Annotated in this window: 12 protein-coding genes; 3 read left to right on the top strand and 9 right to left on the bottom strand. The window is 34.9% G+C overall.

All coding sequences use genetic code 11. The annotated features are described in order from the left end of the window. Nucleotides 1–120 precede the first annotated feature (120 nt). From BC748_RS07895 to BC748_RS07885, 3 genes are all read left to right on the top strand, one after another. Nucleotides 121–600 (top strand): hypothetical protein, encoded by a 480-nt coding sequence (locus tag BC748_RS07895; RefSeq protein WP_133532937.1) that lies wholly within the window; start codon nt 121–123, stop codon nt 598–600. A gap of 481 nt (nt 601–1,081) precedes the next feature. Further along, nucleotides 1,082–1,450, top strand: coding sequence for a transcriptional regulator (locus tag BC748_RS07890; protein ID WP_133532936.1), 369 nt, complete (start codon nt 1,082–1,084; stop codon nt 1,448–1,450). Between the two features lie 202 nt (nt 1,451–1,652). Continuing rightward, on the top strand, nt 1,653–2,216 hold the full coding sequence (locus BC748_RS07885) for a hypothetical protein (RefSeq protein ID WP_133532935.1): 564 nt from the start codon (nt 1,653–1,655) through the stop codon (nt 2,214–2,216). A 124-nt stretch (nt 2,217–2,340) separates the two neighbouring features. Here the strand turns inward: BC748_RS07885 and BC748_RS07880 are convergent, their stop codons facing one another. The 9 genes from BC748_RS07880 to BC748_RS07840 form a co-directional block, all read right to left on the bottom strand. Further along, on the bottom strand, nt 2,341–3,777 hold the full coding sequence (locus BC748_RS07880) for an MFS transporter (RefSeq protein WP_133532934.1): 1,437 nt from the start codon (nt 3,775–3,777) through the stop codon (nt 2,341–2,343). Nucleotides 3,778–3,853: 76 nt separating this feature from the next. After that, nucleotides 3,854–5,617: a family 43 glycosylhydrolase gene (locus BC748_RS07875; protein WP_133532933.1), complete on the bottom strand. Its 1,764-nt coding sequence runs from the start codon at nt 5,615–5,617 to the stop codon at nt 3,854–3,856. Between the two features lie 32 nt (nt 5,618–5,649). After that, nucleotides 5,650–7,749, bottom strand: a complete 2,100-nt coding sequence (locus tag BC748_RS07870; RefSeq protein ID WP_133532932.1) for a glycoside hydrolase family 97 protein — start codon at nt 7,747–7,749, stop codon at nt 5,650–5,652. A 97-nt stretch (nt 7,750–7,846) separates the two neighbouring features. Next, on the bottom strand, nt 7,847–10,147 hold the full coding sequence (bglX, locus tag BC748_RS07865) for a beta-glucosidase BglX (RefSeq protein WP_133532931.1): 2,301 nt from the start codon (nt 10,145–10,147) through the stop codon (nt 7,847–7,849). A gap of 6 nt (nt 10,148–10,153) precedes the next feature. Next, nucleotides 10,154–10,852 carry a carboxylesterase family protein gene (locus BC748_RS07860; RefSeq protein WP_133532930.1) on the bottom strand — a complete coding sequence of 233 codons (699 nt, stop codon included), beginning with the start codon at nt 10,850–10,852 and terminating at the stop codon, nt 10,154–10,156. Nucleotides 10,853–10,865: 13 nt separating this feature from the next. Then, on the bottom strand, nt 10,866–12,236 hold the full coding sequence (locus tag BC748_RS07855; RefSeq protein WP_211338551.1) for a glucoamylase family protein: 1,371 nt from the start codon (nt 12,234–12,236) through the stop codon (nt 10,866–10,868). Between the two features lie 81 nt (nt 12,237–12,317). Next, complete coding sequence (locus BC748_RS07850; protein ID WP_133532929.1) at nt 12,318–13,226, bottom strand: LamG-like jellyroll fold domain-containing protein; 909 nt, start codon at nt 13,224–13,226, stop codon at nt 12,318–12,320. 35 nt (nt 13,227–13,261) lie between these two features. Further along, nucleotides 13,262–14,725, bottom strand: coding sequence for a RagB/SusD family nutrient uptake outer membrane protein (locus BC748_RS07845; protein ID WP_133532928.1), 1,464 nt, complete (start codon nt 14,723–14,725; stop codon nt 13,262–13,264). Nucleotides 14,726–14,735: 10 nt separating this feature from the next. Next, nucleotides 14,736–17,705, bottom strand: a complete 2,970-nt coding sequence (locus tag BC748_RS07840) for a SusC/RagA family TonB-linked outer membrane protein (RefSeq protein WP_133532927.1) — start codon at nt 17,703–17,705, stop codon at nt 14,736–14,738. Between the last annotated feature and the right edge of the window lie 87 nt (nt 17,706–17,792).

The following is a 17,792-nucleotide window of genomic DNA, read 5'->3' as shown; positions in this document are numbered from 1 at the left end:
TATAATTATTTGGTTATTTTTGAATATAGTTGAAAGTAGTATGAATATAAGACTAATATCCCTAGTGTTGATTTTCCGTACTTTTAAACTATCTGTGGTTAGCCTATAAGACAATCCGATATGAAAAAAATAATATTACTACTTTTAATTTTCCCGCTCTATTTGTCATGCAATAAAGAAAAACAACAGAAGCATAAAAATAACCTTGACACAATTATAGTTTATGAATATGAAGAAGATGAAAAAATTTTTGATCCAAAAAATAAAAACAAAAGATTAGTTTTTGTTAAAACTAGTTGTAGCGATAATGAAAAGAAAGCCTATGCTGATATCAAGCGTGGAAAATTAAAATACTTCTTTTATTCAAATATGTTTACAACCACAATGGAAGCAGATGAAATGAAAGAACGATTTGCTAATAGTAAAATTAGTATCAGATATGCTTTCGGAAGTGGTTGCATACCCGCAGAAAATGAAGAAGAAAAAAACTGTTATGAAAAAGTAATGAATAAAGAAGTAGAAAAAAGATTTGGGATTAAATTTATTGATTCCATAAAAAAAATTAGAGAATCAGTAAAACTTAAGTATTTAAAAAAATAGTAGTTATAGAGACAAGCTATCAATAGTCTCAAGGCTTTGCGCCACAATAGACTCCAATACTTGTTCAACAACTCAAACAAACCATTCCATAAAACCAGCACTAGACCTGACAGGATTTTAGAAACATGTATACTTCTTAAATTTTATTTACCTACAAAGACAAAAAAAGAACTGAAAAGAGTATCAAACTCAATTACTTGGTTAAAATAACCAATAGAGTTAGGCAATTTAACCAACAGAATTATATAATTTAACCAATTGAGTTATGCAATTTAACCAATTGAGTTATGCAATTTAACCAATAAACTTAGGTAATTTAACCAATAATGTTAGGCGATTTAACCAATATAATTATGCTTTTTAACCAATAGAATTATGTTTTTTAACCAATAGAATTATGTTTTTTAACCAATTTAATTAAGTACAAAAACCAAATAATAGATTTTTTCTTATATTTGTTCTAACCATTTCATAGCAAATCATGATTGACATACAAAGGCGATTTCACAAAAAACGGGATGATGATCCAAAGGATTTGGGCAATTTCATCCAATGGCATATTGAGCAAAACAAAATCAAAAAACGCTCTGTTTCTGACTATCTAGGCGTGTTACCTACAACGCTCAACCAATATTTTAAACAATCCTCTTTTCAATTTAGCATCTTGTGGCGGATTAGTCTTGCGGTGAAGCATAATTTCTTGATGGAACTGGGCGAACAACTCAACATTCCCTATGAAACCAAAGCCGAAAAAGCACTAAAAGCCCAACTTCTAGAAAAAGAAGAACAAATAAAAACATTAGAAAACCAACTGGTTGTTTATAAAGCAATAAGTAAAGTAACGCAGTAGTTACTGTAATTTTTTTATATTTATAACAACAAATACTTTCAATCGATTGTAAGTATTTGCAAATGGGACTTTCGGCAACCCGATAGCGCGGATTTGCAATCCGTGCCCACAAAAACTATTTTACTATATTTGTTAAGAACGTTTTGAAATTTACAAAGCATGATTTAGTAATAGAATTGAATAGTAGTCTAGAACAAAAATTATGAGTTACCACTTTTTTGCAGATAAAAATGATAAAATAAAAATTCTTGAATTCATTTTTGCTGAAACTGATTTTAGAGTATTTGATTTTTCTTCTGAATATGAAAAGGAGATTGAGGAATACAAAAATATAGATGAAATAATTAATAAATTCAATTTATCTGATGGTGGGAGTTTTTCTGTTAGTTTTATTCTTTGGTCACCAAGGCATAAAGGCAAAATTAATATTAGAAAAATTGAACTAAACCCAAAATATTGTAACGGAAAAACATTTCGTTATGAAACAAGCGGTTGGGGTTTAATTCAATTATCATTTAGCGGAATAAATAAAAATGTCCTAACCAAATCTGTTTTTACTAGTTGGAGTAAGAAAGGAGCATTATCAAGAGAAACAGAAAATCATGTAAATGGAAAAGTTATTGATTGGGATTGGATAGAAATTGAAAAAAGTTCGAGAAAGTTAAAATACCAAATTCATAATAAACTAGCTGTTGACAAAATTGGTAGTACAGGAATATTAGAAGCAGCAAGGGAACTAAAAGCAAATGGAATTAATTTTATGTAAAACTTACTCAGTAATCTTTACAATCTTAACATCACCATAAAAACCAAAAAACCCTGCTATCACTAACAGGGTTTCTTTATTAATCTAAAAATCTAAGAAGTCTAAAATTCTAAGCAGTCTAAAATCAATGTCCGCCGCTTACTTTTTTGTCAAACGTAATGCCTTGCGTTTTTAGAATACCGCTTACTTTCCAAGCGTAGAACGCCAAATAGGCAAAACACAACACGCCAACAATATAACTCGATTGAATAGTAGCAATATCTGCCACGTAACCTTGTAGTAAGCTCACAAAACCACCACCCATAATCATCATAATCAAAAAGCTACTGCCTTGGCTGGTGTGTTTTCCTAATCCGCTAACGGCTAAAGTAAAGATACAAGGCCAAAGCGTACTGCAAAATAAACCAACGCTAGTAAACGCATACACACTCACCATGCCATCGGTTGCCATTCCAACTAATAAAGCGGCAATGCCCAAACCAGAGAAAATCAATAGCATTCGTGCTGGGTTTCCTTTGCTGGCAATATCTGCCGCAATCAATACTAAAATGATTAAAGCATATACATAGAACGGCGTTAAATCGTGTTTGGCAATAGCGTTAACTAATAAGAACACACCAAACGCTAAATAAGGCGCAATGAAACGCAATATCTTTTGTGTACTCATATTGTCGGTAAACGCTTCAACAGCTCCAGTCCAACGACCAATCATCAAACTCGCCCAGTATAAGGAAATATAAGGCGCAATATCTTTGGTTAAAAACCCTAAGTTTTTCTCCATATACGCAGGAAGATTACTAGCTGTAGAAACTTCTACACCAACATATACAAAGATGGCAATCATTCCCAATACTAATTGTGGGTATTTCAACGCCGAACTTCTGGCGCTATTGGTGTCGCTTTCCGATTCTACAATCGCAGCGGGTTTGTCTGGCAAGGAAGAGAATTTCAATAAAATAGCTACTAATAAGAAAGCAGCACCAAGAACCAAATACGGAATTTTTACACTCTCAATACTCATTTCTGTATTTCCAGAAGTAGCCGAACCAAAAATAGCGAAACTCACAATTAGTGGTCCAATCGTTGTACCCAAGTTGTTAATTCCTCCAGCCATCGTCAATCGTTGTGAACCTGTAGTGATTGGTCCAAGTGCAATCGCTAACGGATTGGCTACCGTTTGTTGCAACGAAAAACCAAGTGCCACAATAAACAAACCTGACAACATCAAAGGAAACGAACCTGTGTTTGCCGCAGGATAAAACAACAATGTTCCTAATGCTGAAATTCCTAAACCTAAGGCTAAGGAATTTTTATAACCAATACGGTTAATCAAATCGCCTTTGGTCAAATAAGAAATCAATAAATATAACAGCGAACCAACAGTATAGGCAATATAAAATGCCAGGGAAACCAACTGGCTTTCCACCTGTGATAAATCGAATGCTTCTTTAAAAACTGGGATTAAAATGTCGTTACTCGCGGCAACAAATCCCCAAAAGAAAAAGACCGTTACTAGCGGTATAAACTGTGCCCAATTGGTTTTAATTTGTTCTGTACTCATGGTTTTTTATATTGGTTAGTGGTTAATTAATAGTTTTTAATTCGTAATTCGTAATTCGTAATTCGTAATTTTTAATTTAATCTGCTTTCTTAATCTCGCTCTTCGCTCCTATTCCGTTGTTATTAAACGCTTCAATTTGGAAATAATACGCATCCGAACGGTCTAGTCCGTTGAAATAGTATTCGGTTTTGCCATACACCATAATCGAACCGTATAATTTGTCCGCCGATTTACCGAAGTAAATTACGTAACCATCGGCATTAGGTTCTTGTTGCCATTTGAACCAAACGTTTCTGCGTTCGCCTTTCACTCCTGGTCCAGAACGTAACGGAACAAATCCTTTTACTTCGGATGGTTTTTCGCCGCTTCCTTTTCCAAAAATACGAAAACCGCTAATAGCAAATTTACCTGTTGGCATACTGATATTTTCTAACTTCAAATAACGAGCAACGAGTGGCTTTTGCAACTCAATATATTCGTGCGGCACGTCTTTGGTGCTTTTGCTTTTATCAATTGCTATTTTCCAATTCTTGTTATCGTCAGAAGTGTAAATGATGTATTTGTGTCCAGTTGTGGTATCGGGTTTGCCCATGATGTCCGCATCTTGGTCAGCATAGTTGATTTGTATCGCGTTGATGGTACTTTTTTCGCCTAAATCAGAAATCAAATATTCGCCTTTGTTAGCCGTTTTTGCCGACCAATAGGTTTTGATATCTTCATCAACAGCAAGATTGGGTTGAAAACCACCTAGCGTTGACGAAACCTGAACGGGTTTGTTGTAATTGAGTAACATCCAACCGGCAAAGCTTTCGCTTAAATGACCTTTGTTTTCCGATGGTAAAAACGTTGGATAATCGCCATAGGCTGTGTTTGAATACAAAACATCATCTTTATCAAAACCAGCAGGCCAAATGCCCAATCGGCGTTCGAAGTTATTTTTTACACAAACACCAATGGTGGAAACATGCCAATATTTATCGTTACCATCGGTAAAAGTAGCACCATGTCCTGCACCGCGTGCAAATCCGCCAGGTTTATAGGAAAACGGATTGTGCGATTGGTATTCAAAAGGTCCAAGCGGATGATTGCCAACATAAACGCCATCGGCATAACCACTGAATTCAGTTCCTGGCGCGCCATATTGCAAATAATACTTACCGTTGTGTTTGGTCATAAAAGCACCTTCGGTAAACGGTTGTAAAAACGTATTGTCGTTGTTTTCACCAAAGCGTTCCCAACCGTGTTCGTCGTCGTTCAATGCTAAAACCGGAATGCGTTCGCCTTCGGGTTGAAACGTTTTGCGGTTGAGTTTCATGCCATACAATGGATATAAATTACTCGAACCATAATATTCATAAACTTCGTCAGTGTCTTTGTCCCAAAAGATTTGCGGATCCCAAGCGGCAGCTTCCGATTTGTGGATAAGTTCTTTCCACTCGCCTTTTGACGGATTGGTACTCATCCAAAGTGGGAAATCCTTTCCGTGGGTTGAACCAACAACAAGCAATGTATCATTGACAAAAGACAACGATGGCGCGCAAAGTTCGTCATAGACTTTATGTTCTGGTCGAAGGAATTTTTTAGAAATAAATTTCCAATCAGACATATCTTTACTATGCCAATAACCCCATTGATTGGTAGAAAAAAGATAATATTCGCCTTTAAAAAAAGTGATAACAGGATCAGCTGTAGCCCGATGTTTTCCTTGTTTTACAAAATCAGGAATTGGACAATAACCGTAGTCAATATTGATTGGATTGCAATAGGTTTTATTTTGTGCAGTAACTCCAATCGAAAAAATCGAAAAAAGTAAAACCATCAAAAATAAAACTCTATTCATAATCCAAATTTTTAATTTGTAATTCGTAATTCTTAATTGATTGGAGTAAAGCTAATAGCCGTTCCACCGCCAGCTGCCAAAACCAGTTTTAATTTTGATTTTGAAGTAACGGTCATCGTTTTTATCTCGTAGTTGATTGGGTTTTTCTCCCAATGGGCTGTTTTTCCGTCTTGATAAATGGTGGCTTTGTATTTTTTATTTGGCGAAAGAAAATCGAGTTTGATTTCAGAAGTTCTAGCATTTTCGTCGGTGATGGCTCCAAGAAACCAATTTTCGGATTTTTTATCTTTTCGGGCAACGGTTAAATAATCGCCTGGTTCCGCTTCGAGGTATTTGCTGTCTTGCCAATCGGCTGCAACGTCTTTGATGAACTGAAAGGCATCGGGATATTTTTCGTAGTTTTCGGGTAAATCGGCTGCCATTTGCAACGGAGAATACATGGTTACATATAGTGCTAATTGTTTGGCTAAAGTCGTGTGAACTTGCTCTTTTTTAGTTTTGTCGTACGCGCTCATTTTGATTTCAAAAATTCCTGGCGTATAATCCATTGGTCCACCAAGTAAACGTGTAAATGGTAAAATGGTTTCGTGCATTGGCGGATTTCCGTTACTCCACGCATTGAATTCGTTTCCGCGAGCGGCTTCGGCTGCGATATAGTTTGGATAGGTTCTGTGGTAACCTGTTGGGCGTGAACTTTCGTGTGAGTTGACCATCAATTTATAATCGGCAAAACGACGCGCTACGTGATTGTAATGATTAACCATCGATTGTCCGTCATGGAATTCGCCACGGGGAATAATTTTACCAACATAACCTGATTTTGCGGCAGGATAACCGTATTTTTTCATCAATTCTAAAGCTCTATCAAGATGTCTTTCATAATTTGCCACAGAACCTGAAGTTTCGTGGTGCATAATCATTTTCACTCCTTTTGATTTAGCATAGGCATTGATTTCGGCTAAATTATAATCAGGATAAGGTGTTACAAAATCGAAAACATCTTCTTTCCAATTGCCAAACCAATCTTCCCAACCGACGTTCCAACCTTCAACTAACACACCGTCGAAACCGTGTTTTGCTGCAAAATCAATGTAACGTTTGGTATTTTCTGTTGTTGCTCCGTGTTTTCCACTGGCAATTAATTCTCTGGTTTCGGTATTTTGTGCATTTTGTGAACCTGCATAATCCCAAGTAGATTTACCCACGTGCATTTCCCACCAAATACCAACATATTTCATTGGTTTAATCCACGAAGTATCTTCAATTTTTGAAGGTTCGTTTAGGTTTAAAGTCATTTTTGAACTCACAATAGTTCGTGCATCATCGCTAACCATAATTGTTCTCCAAGGAGAAACGCATGGTGCTTGCAAATAGGCTTTATCGCCAATAGCATTGGGTGCTAAAATAGAAGTTAATCCGAAGGTTTTTGGATTTAATTCAAGATGCATCACAGGATAGTTTACTGTTGCGGCTTCGAAGATATTGATGTATAAACCATCAGCAGATTTCATCATTAATGGCGATTGAACGGCATATTTTGCTGCAATGGATTTTACTCCAATTCCGTTGTTCAGGTTTATTTTTTCAGTATCAACTCCAGATAAAAGCGTTTCGTTGTATTCGTATTCTTGACTATCAAAATCGCCAGGTATCCAAAATGCTTTATGATTTCCTGCTAAGTTAAACTCGGTTTTCTCCTCTTTAATGATAAAATAATTCAAGTCTTTTTGTTTTGGAAATTCATAGCGAAAAGCTACTCCTTCATCATACACCTTGAAAATGATATTCATTTTTCTATTCGTTCCAGCTTGCGACAAGGCAACTGTCATTTCGTTATAGTGATTAACGATACTTGATTGTTCGCCTAAAACAGGTTTCCAACTTTCGTTGAACGTTATATTTTTTTTGCCTTCGCTAGAAAAATTGGTAGCAAGATTGGAACCATCTTTTAAATATATTCCCATCGAACTTTGAAGTACCACTGGTTTATTTTTATAGGTAACAGCATAGGTTGGAATGCCATTAGCAGTCAACTTAAAGTCGAGTGAAACTTGTTTTGATGGTGATAGAATAGTTTGTGCATTGACGGTAAAAGCAAACAAAAGTAAAATGACAAAGAATATTTTTTTCATGTAGTTATATTTTTGCTAAAGATAGAAATAACTTGGAATATTTAAAAAAACCCTCCGGCAAATGACCAAAGGGTTTTCCTCGAAGTGCACAACAAATTTAATTAACCAAATCAAATTCTATCTTGCTAGTAGTATCAGAGTTTGTCCCGATAAATACTTCGAACTTTCCTGGTTCTGCAACAAATTGCAAATCAGAATTATAAAATTTTAAATCGTCTATAGTTATTTCGAACGTTACGGTTTTAGTTTCTCCTTTTTTAAATTCAATTTTTTGAAAACCTTTCAATTCTTTTATTGGTCTTGTTACCGAACCAACAACATCGCGAATGTATAATTGAACGACTTCTTTTCCATCATAATTACCCGAATTGGTTACAGGAACGGATACTTTAATTGTTTCGTTAGCTGCCATTTTATTAGATGAAATAGAAAGATTGCCATAGCTGAAAGTAGTATAACTTAATCCAAATCCAAATGGAAATAAGGGTTCGTTTCTTTCATCGATATAGTTAGTTTTAAACTTTTCAAATTTTCCTTCTTTGTTACCTAAAGGTCTTCCTGTATTTTTTGCAGCGTAATAAATCGGAATTTGACCAATCGTTCGAGGAAAAGTCATGGTTAATTTACCTGATGGATTTTCGTTGCCAAATAATACATCGGCTATAGCATAACCTGCTTCGCTTCCGGCAAACCACGTATTTAAAATCGCAGGAACAGTTGCATTTTCATCCGTTAAATCCAAAGGACGACCAGTAAATAAGGTTAATACAATTGGTTTTCCTGTTTTTTGTAATGCTGCTAATAAGTCTTTTTGTGCTTGTGGTATTTTAATATTTGTTCTGCTACTCGATTCGCCACTAAATTCCGCTGATTCTCCTATGGCTAAAATAATCACATCGGATTGATTGGCTATTTTTACTGCTTCTGATAGCAATTCCTCTTTAGTTCGTTTGTCACGATGTAACGTTTTTCCAAACATCGTTGCGCGTTCTTCCAACTGTTCATCATAATCTAAATTACTTCCTTTGGCGTATAATACTTTCGCAGATGTTCCAACGACAGACTGTATTCCAGCTAGTAAAGAAATAGAGTTTTCTTGTTTAGTTGCTACACTCCAAGTTCCAGCCATATTCTCTTTGGCATCAGCCAATGGTCCAATCACAGCAACTGTTCCTGATTTTTTTAAAGGAAGTAGTTGATTGTCATTTTTTAACAAAACCAATGATTGGGCTGCAATTTTTCTAGCTTCACTTCTATTTAAGGTTGTAAAGATTTCGGTTTTGGCTCTTTTTTCATCACAATATCTGTATGGATCGTGAAACAAACCTAAATCGTATTTTGCATTAAGGATTAAACGAACTGCACGATCAATTTCTTGAATAGTTACTTTTCCTTCATCGAGAGATTTTTTTAATGTGCCAAGAAAACCGTCACTCACCATATCCATTTCTATTCCTGCTTTTAGTGCTAAAGCTGAAACCGTTTGCAAATCGCCAACACCATGATATTCCATTTCCATAATACCAGTATAATCAGTGACAACGAAGCCTTTAAAACCCCATTGTTTTCGTAAAACATCTGTCATTAACCATTTATTTCCAGTGGCTGGAATTCCGTCAATTTCGTTAAATGATGCCATTACTGAACCAACACCAGCATCGATAGCCGCTTTGTATGGCGGGAAATACTCGTTGTACATTCTAATTCGGCTCATGTCAACGGTGTTGTAATCACGACCAGCTTCTGGCGCACCATAAAGTGCAAAGTGTTTTACACAAGAAAGTAAGGTGTTATTTTTTGACAAATCATCACCTTGATAACCAGTTACCATCGCTTTGGCGACTTGACTTCCTAAATAAGCATCTTCTCCTGAACCTTCTGAAACTCTTCCCCAACGTGGATCGCGAGAAATATCAACCATTGGCGAAAATGTCCAGTTAATTCCGTCAGCACTCGCTTCTTGAGCAGCAATTTGAGCACTTCTTTTGATAGCGTTCATATCCCAAGTACAAGACAAACCAAGCGGAATTGGGAATGTTGTTTCATATCCGTGAATAACATCCATTCCAAAAAGTAATGGAATTTTCAAACGGCTTTTTTCGACTGCAATCTTTTGAACTTCTTTAATTTTAGCAACCGATTTGATATTGAATAAACCTCCTACTTTTCCCTGTTCTATATTTTTAGCAACGTTTGAACTATTGGCTTGTCCAGTAGTAATATCGCCAGAAGTTGGCAAATTCAACTGACCTATCTTTTCATCAATAGTCATTTTTGCCATTAGTTCTGCTATAAATTGTTCTTTTGGAGCTATTGTCTTTGTTGCTTTCTTTTGCGCATTCAAACTTATTCCTGACAGGAACAAAAACAATAGTAATAGGTTTTTGGTAGGCTTCATTATAATTTACTTTTTTTGCTGTGCGAATAACCACTTATAAAATTCAGGGTTGGAATAAGTAGAATCCCAACTATTATGATTGTCGTTTGGAAATATAAATAATTCCGATTGTTTATTTTCTTTTTTTAGTTCTTGATGCATTAGTATCGAGTCTTCTGCTAGAACAACATCGTCTAAAGCACCATGATAAATACGAATTGGCATGTTTAATTTAGACGCATTAATGAGCATTAAAACATCTACAGGCGCACAAACTGTGGCAACTGCTGCAAAAAGATCTGGATGTTCAGTGGCTAATTTCCATGTTCCCCAACCGCCCATGCTTAGCCCAGTTATATAGATTCTGGATTTATCAATATTATATTTTGAAATGGTTTCTTGAATAAGCTCATATACTGCTGTTGTGTCCCACCAAACATCCGAAGGACATTGTGGTGCTAGTATTGCAACAGGTGATTTTATTAAATTTTGATAAGTAAAAGGACTATGGCTTTTAACCAAGTTCACATCTGTTCCTCTTTCACCAGAACCATGAAGAAAAATTAGTAATGGAAACTTTTCTTTTTGGTTGGTTGGTAATTGAAGAATGTAATTAAGTTCAAGTTTAGTTTTTATTTCTTTTGAAAAACTACCTTGAATTTCTTGAGAAAAGCTACTAAACTTCATAATTATAAAAAAAGTAACAAGAACTGCTTTAATTTTCATGATTTAACAAATTTTAAAACCCGTGCTGAGCCGAAGCAAATCCTAAATTTTGAAGACCTTGCTGTACTTCAGGTGCTTGCATAAATAAATTCCAAAGTAGACCAGTTCTATGATTTTCTATCATTGGTGCTATGGTTCCTTGATCAATAGCAAGATAGCGTCTTGTAAACCAATTAAAGTGTGGTGAAAAAGCATCATACGGTCCAGCAACTCCGATTAGTCTGTCTTTCCAATCAGCATTTTCATAGAAAAAGCGAAGTGCTTTCATTGACTCAACTGGTGTATATGGAAAAGATGACAAAGCTGCTGTTGGTGAAATTACACCTCTATCATTTCCTGGTTTATGGTCGGTATACCCAACTGTTCCATTGCCATTTCTTGAATAACTAGCTGTTAATCCCCAACAATCTTCACCATAACCAGTGTAGCTTAAAGGATTAGCAACACAATACGCATGCATAATTTTAGTATGATTTTGAGTTAACGTCCAATAATTAGCATATTGATCGGTTAAACCTCTTGGGTCAAGACCTAAATAAGAATAATGCGCCCAGAACATTGGACCAACGATACTTGAACCGTTGTAATTAAATACTTTTGGAAACCCATAATTGGAAGCTGCGGTTACAATATTTCCATTTCTTGCCCATGCTTGATGATAGGCTTCCGATGGAATTGGATGTGTTGGTGAAGCTGCACCCATTATGTAAGTTATCAAACATTCGTTGTAACCTTCTAATTTGAAATTTTTTATCCATTCATAATTTGGTGACCAATGCCAATACATTGCATTTTCACCTTTGGTGTACCAACTCCATTCTACGCCTTTCCACAAGTCATCGGCTTTTTGAGCTAATGCCTGTTCTTGAATAGTACCATCTTTGAAATATTCTCTAATACAAATTAATCCTTGACATAAAAAGGAAGTTTCAACAATATCACCACCATCATCATCGTTTCCAAAAGGAACAACATTCCCGTTGGTTCCATTTAACCAATGTGGCCAAGCACCATGAAATCTATCTGCATTTTCAAGAAACGTTAGTGCTGTTTCTAATCTTGCTATTGCCTCACTTCTAGGCACAAATCCTCTTTCGATACCGACTATGATATTCATTAATCCAAATCCCGAACCACCTGTGGCAACAAGATTTGCATCAACGTAAGTTTCATCGACATGATAGCGTTCGCGCGCTAGTTTTGAATTGGTTTCAGCATAATCCCAAAAGTACTTAAAGGCATCTTGCTGTGCTTTTGTCATTAACTCTTCGTCAGAAAGTTGTGGAATTGGTTCAGGTTCAGGCTGACCGTTTGACTTATCCGAACAAGAACAAGACATTAATAAAAATGGTAAAAGGCTTATTATTTTTGAAAAGTATCTCATGATTGATGAATAAAGATAATTGAATTAAAAAGTCTGACGGCTAACCGCCAGACTTTTATAAAATTTATATTAAAACATGAATTATCTTCCTGCTTTTTCTAGTTCATAAAGCGCATTGATGTCAGCAGCATTTAATGTTTTTTTCCACACACGGATCTCATCTATATTAGCTTCTGCTGGAGTTTGCCATGCATCTGGATTTCCAGCAACTACTGTTTGGAAAGTTCCAATTATTGGTTTTGTAGGTGTAAAAAAGTTTAGTGGTAATGGGTTTCCGCCACCTCTTACTTCAAAAGCTGGATTAGATATTTTTTGACCATTAGCGTACAACAAGAATTTTCCAGTACTTGCTTCCCATGTTGCTACATAATGAGCCCATTTCGCTCCGTTTTTGTTTGCGTTACCTACATGACCATTAGCAATATCTGCTGCAGAAGGTTTTGGAGAATTAATAACATCTTGGAAATTAGCAGAACCATCCAAGTTTTTAATTACCGCTAGTCCTTTCAATACCAATGTATCATTTGTTGAAGCGTACCATCCTGTTTCAGCAAATAAGTTAATATTTCCTGCCCATTCGTTTTGTCTGTCAAGGTTAAATAACATAGTTGGTCTTCCTGTTGTTGAACCTGGTCCACCATTATTAGTTACTTTAGCCCAAAGACTTATAGTCACGTTTTGCATAGTTGAACCAAGTGCCGTAATTTGAGGGTAAGCCAAATAACCATTTGCTAACTTAACTCCTTGTCCTTTTGCACCTGCTTCATAAGTGGCTCCAACACTACTAGATGGATTTGTATTGGATAATGATTCTTTACCATTTCCGTTCAATGGCCAATAAGCTACTAAATCAGCAGCACCAACGTCATTAGCGGAATCATATCCACCAATTGGAGGTAAAGATGGTCCATCGTCATCACTACAGCTAGCAACGAAAGCCACTGATGATAATAAAATCATCGAATTCAATAAAATTTTGTTTGTTTTCATAATAAAATATTTAATTTAAGGTTAATTACTAATTTTTAATAGCCGCCAGGATTTTGAATCAATCGATTTCCACTTAGGATAATCTCACTTTCTGGAATTGGAAAAAGTTCGTGTTTTCCAACAATAAATGTTTTTCCAACGGCAGCCATGGCGGAAACTGCTTTTCCTGTTCTAACAAGGTCAAACCAACGATCGTGTTCCATTGCCATTTCTAGCCTTCTTTCGTGTAATAGTTGATCCATTGTTATGCTTGTTAATTCTGTTAAACCAGCTCGAACGCGTAAAAGATTTACTTTTTCTAAAGCTTCTGAAGTATTTCCTAAATTTAAAGCGGCTTCAGCTCTTATTAATAGTATATCGCTATACTTCAAAATTCTCAAGTTCTTCCCTGTTTGCTCTCTGTCACCATTCCATGTTTCTTGTATGGAACTGTGATAGGATTTATAGTTGTAGCGAGGATTTGACCAACCTGGAGATGCAGGAAAACCATCCCAAAGTGTATTAGCACTATATAATATTGTTGCACTTTTTCTCAAATCATTTGGCTCATAAGCACTTTCTAATGAAGTAGATGGTGTATTAAAACCCCAACCCAAATCGGGTGTTCCTCTTGGTGCTTGAACATAAGAATAACTTCTAAGTGCATTTCCAGAAGAGGATTGTATTTCATAAATAGATTCTAATTTATTTTCTCCTACTTCGCGCCAAACATCTTGATAATTGGTCAACAAACCATATTGACCTGAACCAATAACATTTCCTGACATGTCAAATGCTTGTTGCCATTTGTTTTGATATAAGTAGGCTTTTGCTAATAAAGCTTCAGCAGCACCTTTTGATGCTCTACCCAAATCATTCAAACTATATTGTCCTTTTAGAGGAAGTAGTTCTATGGCATCTAATAAATCTGCCTCTATTTGTGCATAGGTTTCTTCTTTTGTTTTTCTGGTAAAAACTACTTGATTGATTAATTCAGAGTCGTTTATATCTATTTTTGAAGTTACTAATGGAACTCCTCCAAAACATCGAACTAAGTCAAAATAAAATAAGGCTCTTAAAAATTTCACCTCACCAATTAATCTGTTTTTTAAGGTTTGATCAATTTGTAGTTGCTCTAAATAGAACAAAGCATTATTCGCTCTACCAATTCCATCATATCTTCCCTGCCAAACTTCACGAAATGAAATATCATTAGCCTCGAAAGTAAGATTGTCCATTTTATTTTTATCTGCTCCAGTATCACTAACGGATGAACCTTTATCGGCATCATCAGATGTTATACTAGTCATACCTATCCATGAAAAAGAATACATTTCAAAATCCAATTGTTTGTTGTAAACACCATTAACGAGTTTTATGGCATTATCTGGATTGTTTAAAAAATCTATTTCATTGATAGTATCATTTGGTTCAACGTTTAAATCTTCTTCACAAGAGGAAAATAAAATTGAACTAAAAACTACTAATGCAATCGCTTTAAAATATTTTATATTTTTCATATTCTTTTTATTAAAATGAAGCATTTAATCCGATTAGGAAAGTTCTGTTGGTTGGATAGGCATCTAACTCAATACCTGCACGACCAAGAGGATCACCAGTTACTTCTGGTGAATATCCAGAGTACTTTGTAATAATAAATGGATTGATTGCTGTAACAAACAAGCGAATTTTATCTATTTTATCATAAAATTGTTTGAATGTATAACCTACTGTAATGTTGTTAATTCTAAAATAATCACCATCTTCAATGTAATAGGTTGAAGCTCTTGGAACACTATTAAATGGTTTTGGATTTGTAGCATTTGTATTGTTAGGTAACCAGAAGTTTTCTAATACTTCTACTTCTACATTTTCACCACCAAAACGTTGTGCTTTTTTTCCGTTATATATTTTGTTTCCACCAACACCATAAGTATCGACAGAAAAATCAAACTGTTTGTATCCACCACCAAAACTTAAACCATACGTATAGGTTGGGATATAACTTCCAGCATTTACTCTTTCGTCACTATAGGTAAATGCACCATCACCATCAAAACCAGTTACTTGATACACATAAAAACTACCCAAAGCTTCTCCAACTAATACTTGCTTAGTAAATTGACCATTTCCTAAATCACCACCAATAAAATTAGCAAAGAATGAATTGTCAACTTTTTCTAATTTGTTTTTATTGTTTGAAAAATTGGCTCCAATCCAATAATTAAAATTATCATTAATTTCATCTGCCCAACGTAATGTTAATTCTTGACCAATGTTACTAACTGTTCCTGAATTAACGTAAACCGATTGAGAAGAAAGTACTCTTGGAATAGTTACAGGCAATATTATATCAGTTGACTGACGATTATAATATTCTATTGAACCTGTTAAACGTCTGTTTAACATAGAAAAATCAATACCAAAATCAAATTCTCTCATCGTTTCCCAAGTTAAATTTGGATCTACATCATAAGGAACTGCTGAACCGGGAAATATAGCTTGATCTGCACCAAAAGTGTAATTTACACCTGGATTAAACACAATATTGTTTGTAGCATTTCCGGTATTACTATTACCTACTTCACCGTAACCTGCTCTAAATTTAAGACTGTTTATTGTCTTAATATTTTTGAAAAAATCTTCATCACTAATCACCCAACCAGCTGATATTGCTGGAAATAATCCCCATTTTTTAGAATTTTGAAAAACACTGGTTCCTTCTCTTCGCATTACTACAGATAATAAATACTTATCCTTGTAATCATATTCTGCTCTAGCAAAATAAGCAATGGATACAACTGGAGTTAATCTGAAATTTTGAACTACTTGTGATGGATCTATCAAAGTATTATTTGACGAAAAATTTAATGACCAATAATTCGATTGTTCAGGAACATTAAAACGATTTCCTGAAAGATTTTCAAAATTATTCTTTGTTGTTCTCGACATACCACCTAAAACGGTTATCGAATGATTTCCAAAATCTTTATTGTAAGTCACAAAATTATCCCAATTCCAGATATAAGATTCAGAACGTCTTTGCGATAATGAATTGTATAATGGCGTTTTTGGTCCAAAAGTAGCTTCATAACTTTCCAAAGTGCTAGTAGGGTTTTGTGATAAGAAAATATCGGCTAATGGCGTGTATGTAAAACCTTTTGTAACATCATAAGTTGCTCCAAATGAAGAAGTAACAGTTATGTCTTTATGAACTTTTAACTCAGCCATGATAGAACCTAGCAAACTAAAACTCTTATTTTGTTCATTAGTATAAAACAATTGTGCTACTGGATTTCCAACATTATTAAATCGATCACTTCCGTTTATATCGATTTGTCCTGTAGCTGGATTACGTAATGGAACGCCCCAACGACCATTTGGAAATTTAACAGGTACAATTGGTGACTGTTTGTAAGCATTTGTAAAAGCACTTAAAGGCTTTGGAGTGCTGTTAGTAAAAGCTAAATTAGTGCTTTGAGTGATTTTTAGTTTATCATCCAAAAGTTTAAATTGAGTTCGTGAATTGATATTATTTCTTTTAAACTCAGTGCCATCTAAAATACCTTTTTCAGCATAATTGGTATATCCTAAGTAGTAATTTGCTGTGTCATTTCCGCCTGATAACGAAATAAAATTATTGGTAACTTGTCCTAATGAGGTAATTTCATCAAGCCATTTTGTATTATAAGGTTGAGAAGAATTAAAATAGGTTGTTGAACCCAACGCAACATTATTGTAATAAGTATAAAAATTAGTATCACTCATTTCAACTTCTCGTTGGATTTGTTTTACGCCAAAATAAGAATCGTACGATATTTTTACCTTACCTACTTTCCCTTTTTTGGTTGTAATGATAATTGCTCCGTTAGCACCTTTTTGTCCATAAATAGCTAAGGACGAAGCATCTTTCAAAATATCCATAGTTGCAATTTCATTCGGACTTAAATTGCTAATACTACTGGCTTCAACTCCATCAATAACATACAAAGGAGTACGACCACCTAATAAAGTTCCTAAACCTCTAATTTGTATCGTTGGACTAGCACCAGGCTCATCATTGGTTACAATATTAACACCAGCAGCTTTTCCTTGAATGGATTGAATAGCAGATTGAGCTGGAGTTTTGATGATATCGTTGGCTTTAATTTGTACAACAGAACCAGTAATTGCACCTGCTTTTTTAGTTCCATAACCAATAACAACAATTTCTTGTAACTGCTGATTACTTTCTTTTAAAGTTACTATCATTCCTTGTTTTGCTGGCAATGTCAAATTATCATAACCTAAGAAAGAAAATTCAATGAGATCTCCTGTTTCAGCATTGATGGTGAAGTTTCCATCAAAATCGGTTTTGGCAAATATATTTTTGTTTTTTACGACAATGTTTACCTCTGGTAATGGCAAACCATTATCATCTTTTACTTGTCCTTTTATATCTTGTCCATAAGATGAGACACAAGTAATGAGAAATGAAAAATAAGCTAAATAAAATTTCATGTTCGGGTATGTTATTTTGTTTTAGCTAATGTAGTGAACTAAATCGTTATAGTAACATTGTATTTTTACTACATTACTACATCATTT

It is taken from the genome of Flavobacterium dankookense (genome assembly GCF_004362665.1).
Taxonomy (GTDB): domain Bacteria; phylum Bacteroidota; class Bacteroidia; order Flavobacteriales; family Flavobacteriaceae; genus Flavobacterium; species Flavobacterium dankookense.
This window is presented reverse-complemented; position numbering and strand designations above follow the sequence as displayed.

Coding starts and splice junctions, on each gene's coding strand:
- BC748_RS07895 (WP_133532937.1), top strand. CDS start 121: ATGAAAAAAATAATATTACTACTTTTAATTTTCCCGCTCTATTTGTCA.
- BC748_RS07890 (WP_133532936.1), top strand. CDS start 1,082: ATGATTGACATACAAAGGCGATTTCACAAAAAACGGGATGATGATCCA.
- BC748_RS07885 (WP_133532935.1), top strand. CDS start 1,653: ATGAGTTACCACTTTTTTGCAGATAAAAATGATAAAATAAAAATTCTT.
- BC748_RS07880 (WP_133532934.1), bottom strand. CDS start 3,777: ATGAGTACAGAACAAATTAAAACCAATTGGGCACAGTTTATACCGCTA.
- BC748_RS07875 (WP_133532933.1), bottom strand. CDS start 5,617: ATGAATAGAGTTTTATTTTTGATGGTTTTACTTTTTTCGATTTTTTCG.
- BC748_RS07870 (WP_133532932.1), bottom strand. CDS start 7,749: ATGAAAAAAATATTCTTTGTCATTTTACTTTTGTTTGCTTTTACCGTC.
- bglX (WP_133532931.1), bottom strand. CDS start 10,147: ATGAAGCCTACCAAAAACCTATTACTATTGTTTTTGTTCCTGTCAGGA.
- BC748_RS07860 (WP_133532930.1), bottom strand. CDS start 10,852: ATGAAAATTAAAGCAGTTCTTGTTACTTTTTTTATAATTATGAAGTTT.
- BC748_RS07855 (WP_211338551.1), bottom strand. CDS start 12,236: ATGAGATACTTTTCAAAAATAATAAGCCTTTTACCATTTTTATTAATG.
- BC748_RS07850 (WP_133532929.1), bottom strand. CDS start 13,226: ATGAAAACAAACAAAATTTTATTGAATTCGATGATTTTATTATCATCA.
- BC748_RS07845 (WP_133532928.1), bottom strand. CDS start 14,725: ATGAAAAATATAAAATATTTTAAAGCGATTGCATTAGTAGTTTTTAGT.
- BC748_RS07840 (WP_133532927.1), bottom strand. CDS start 17,705: ATGAAATTTTATTTAGCTTATTTTTCATTTCTCATTACTTGTGTCTCA.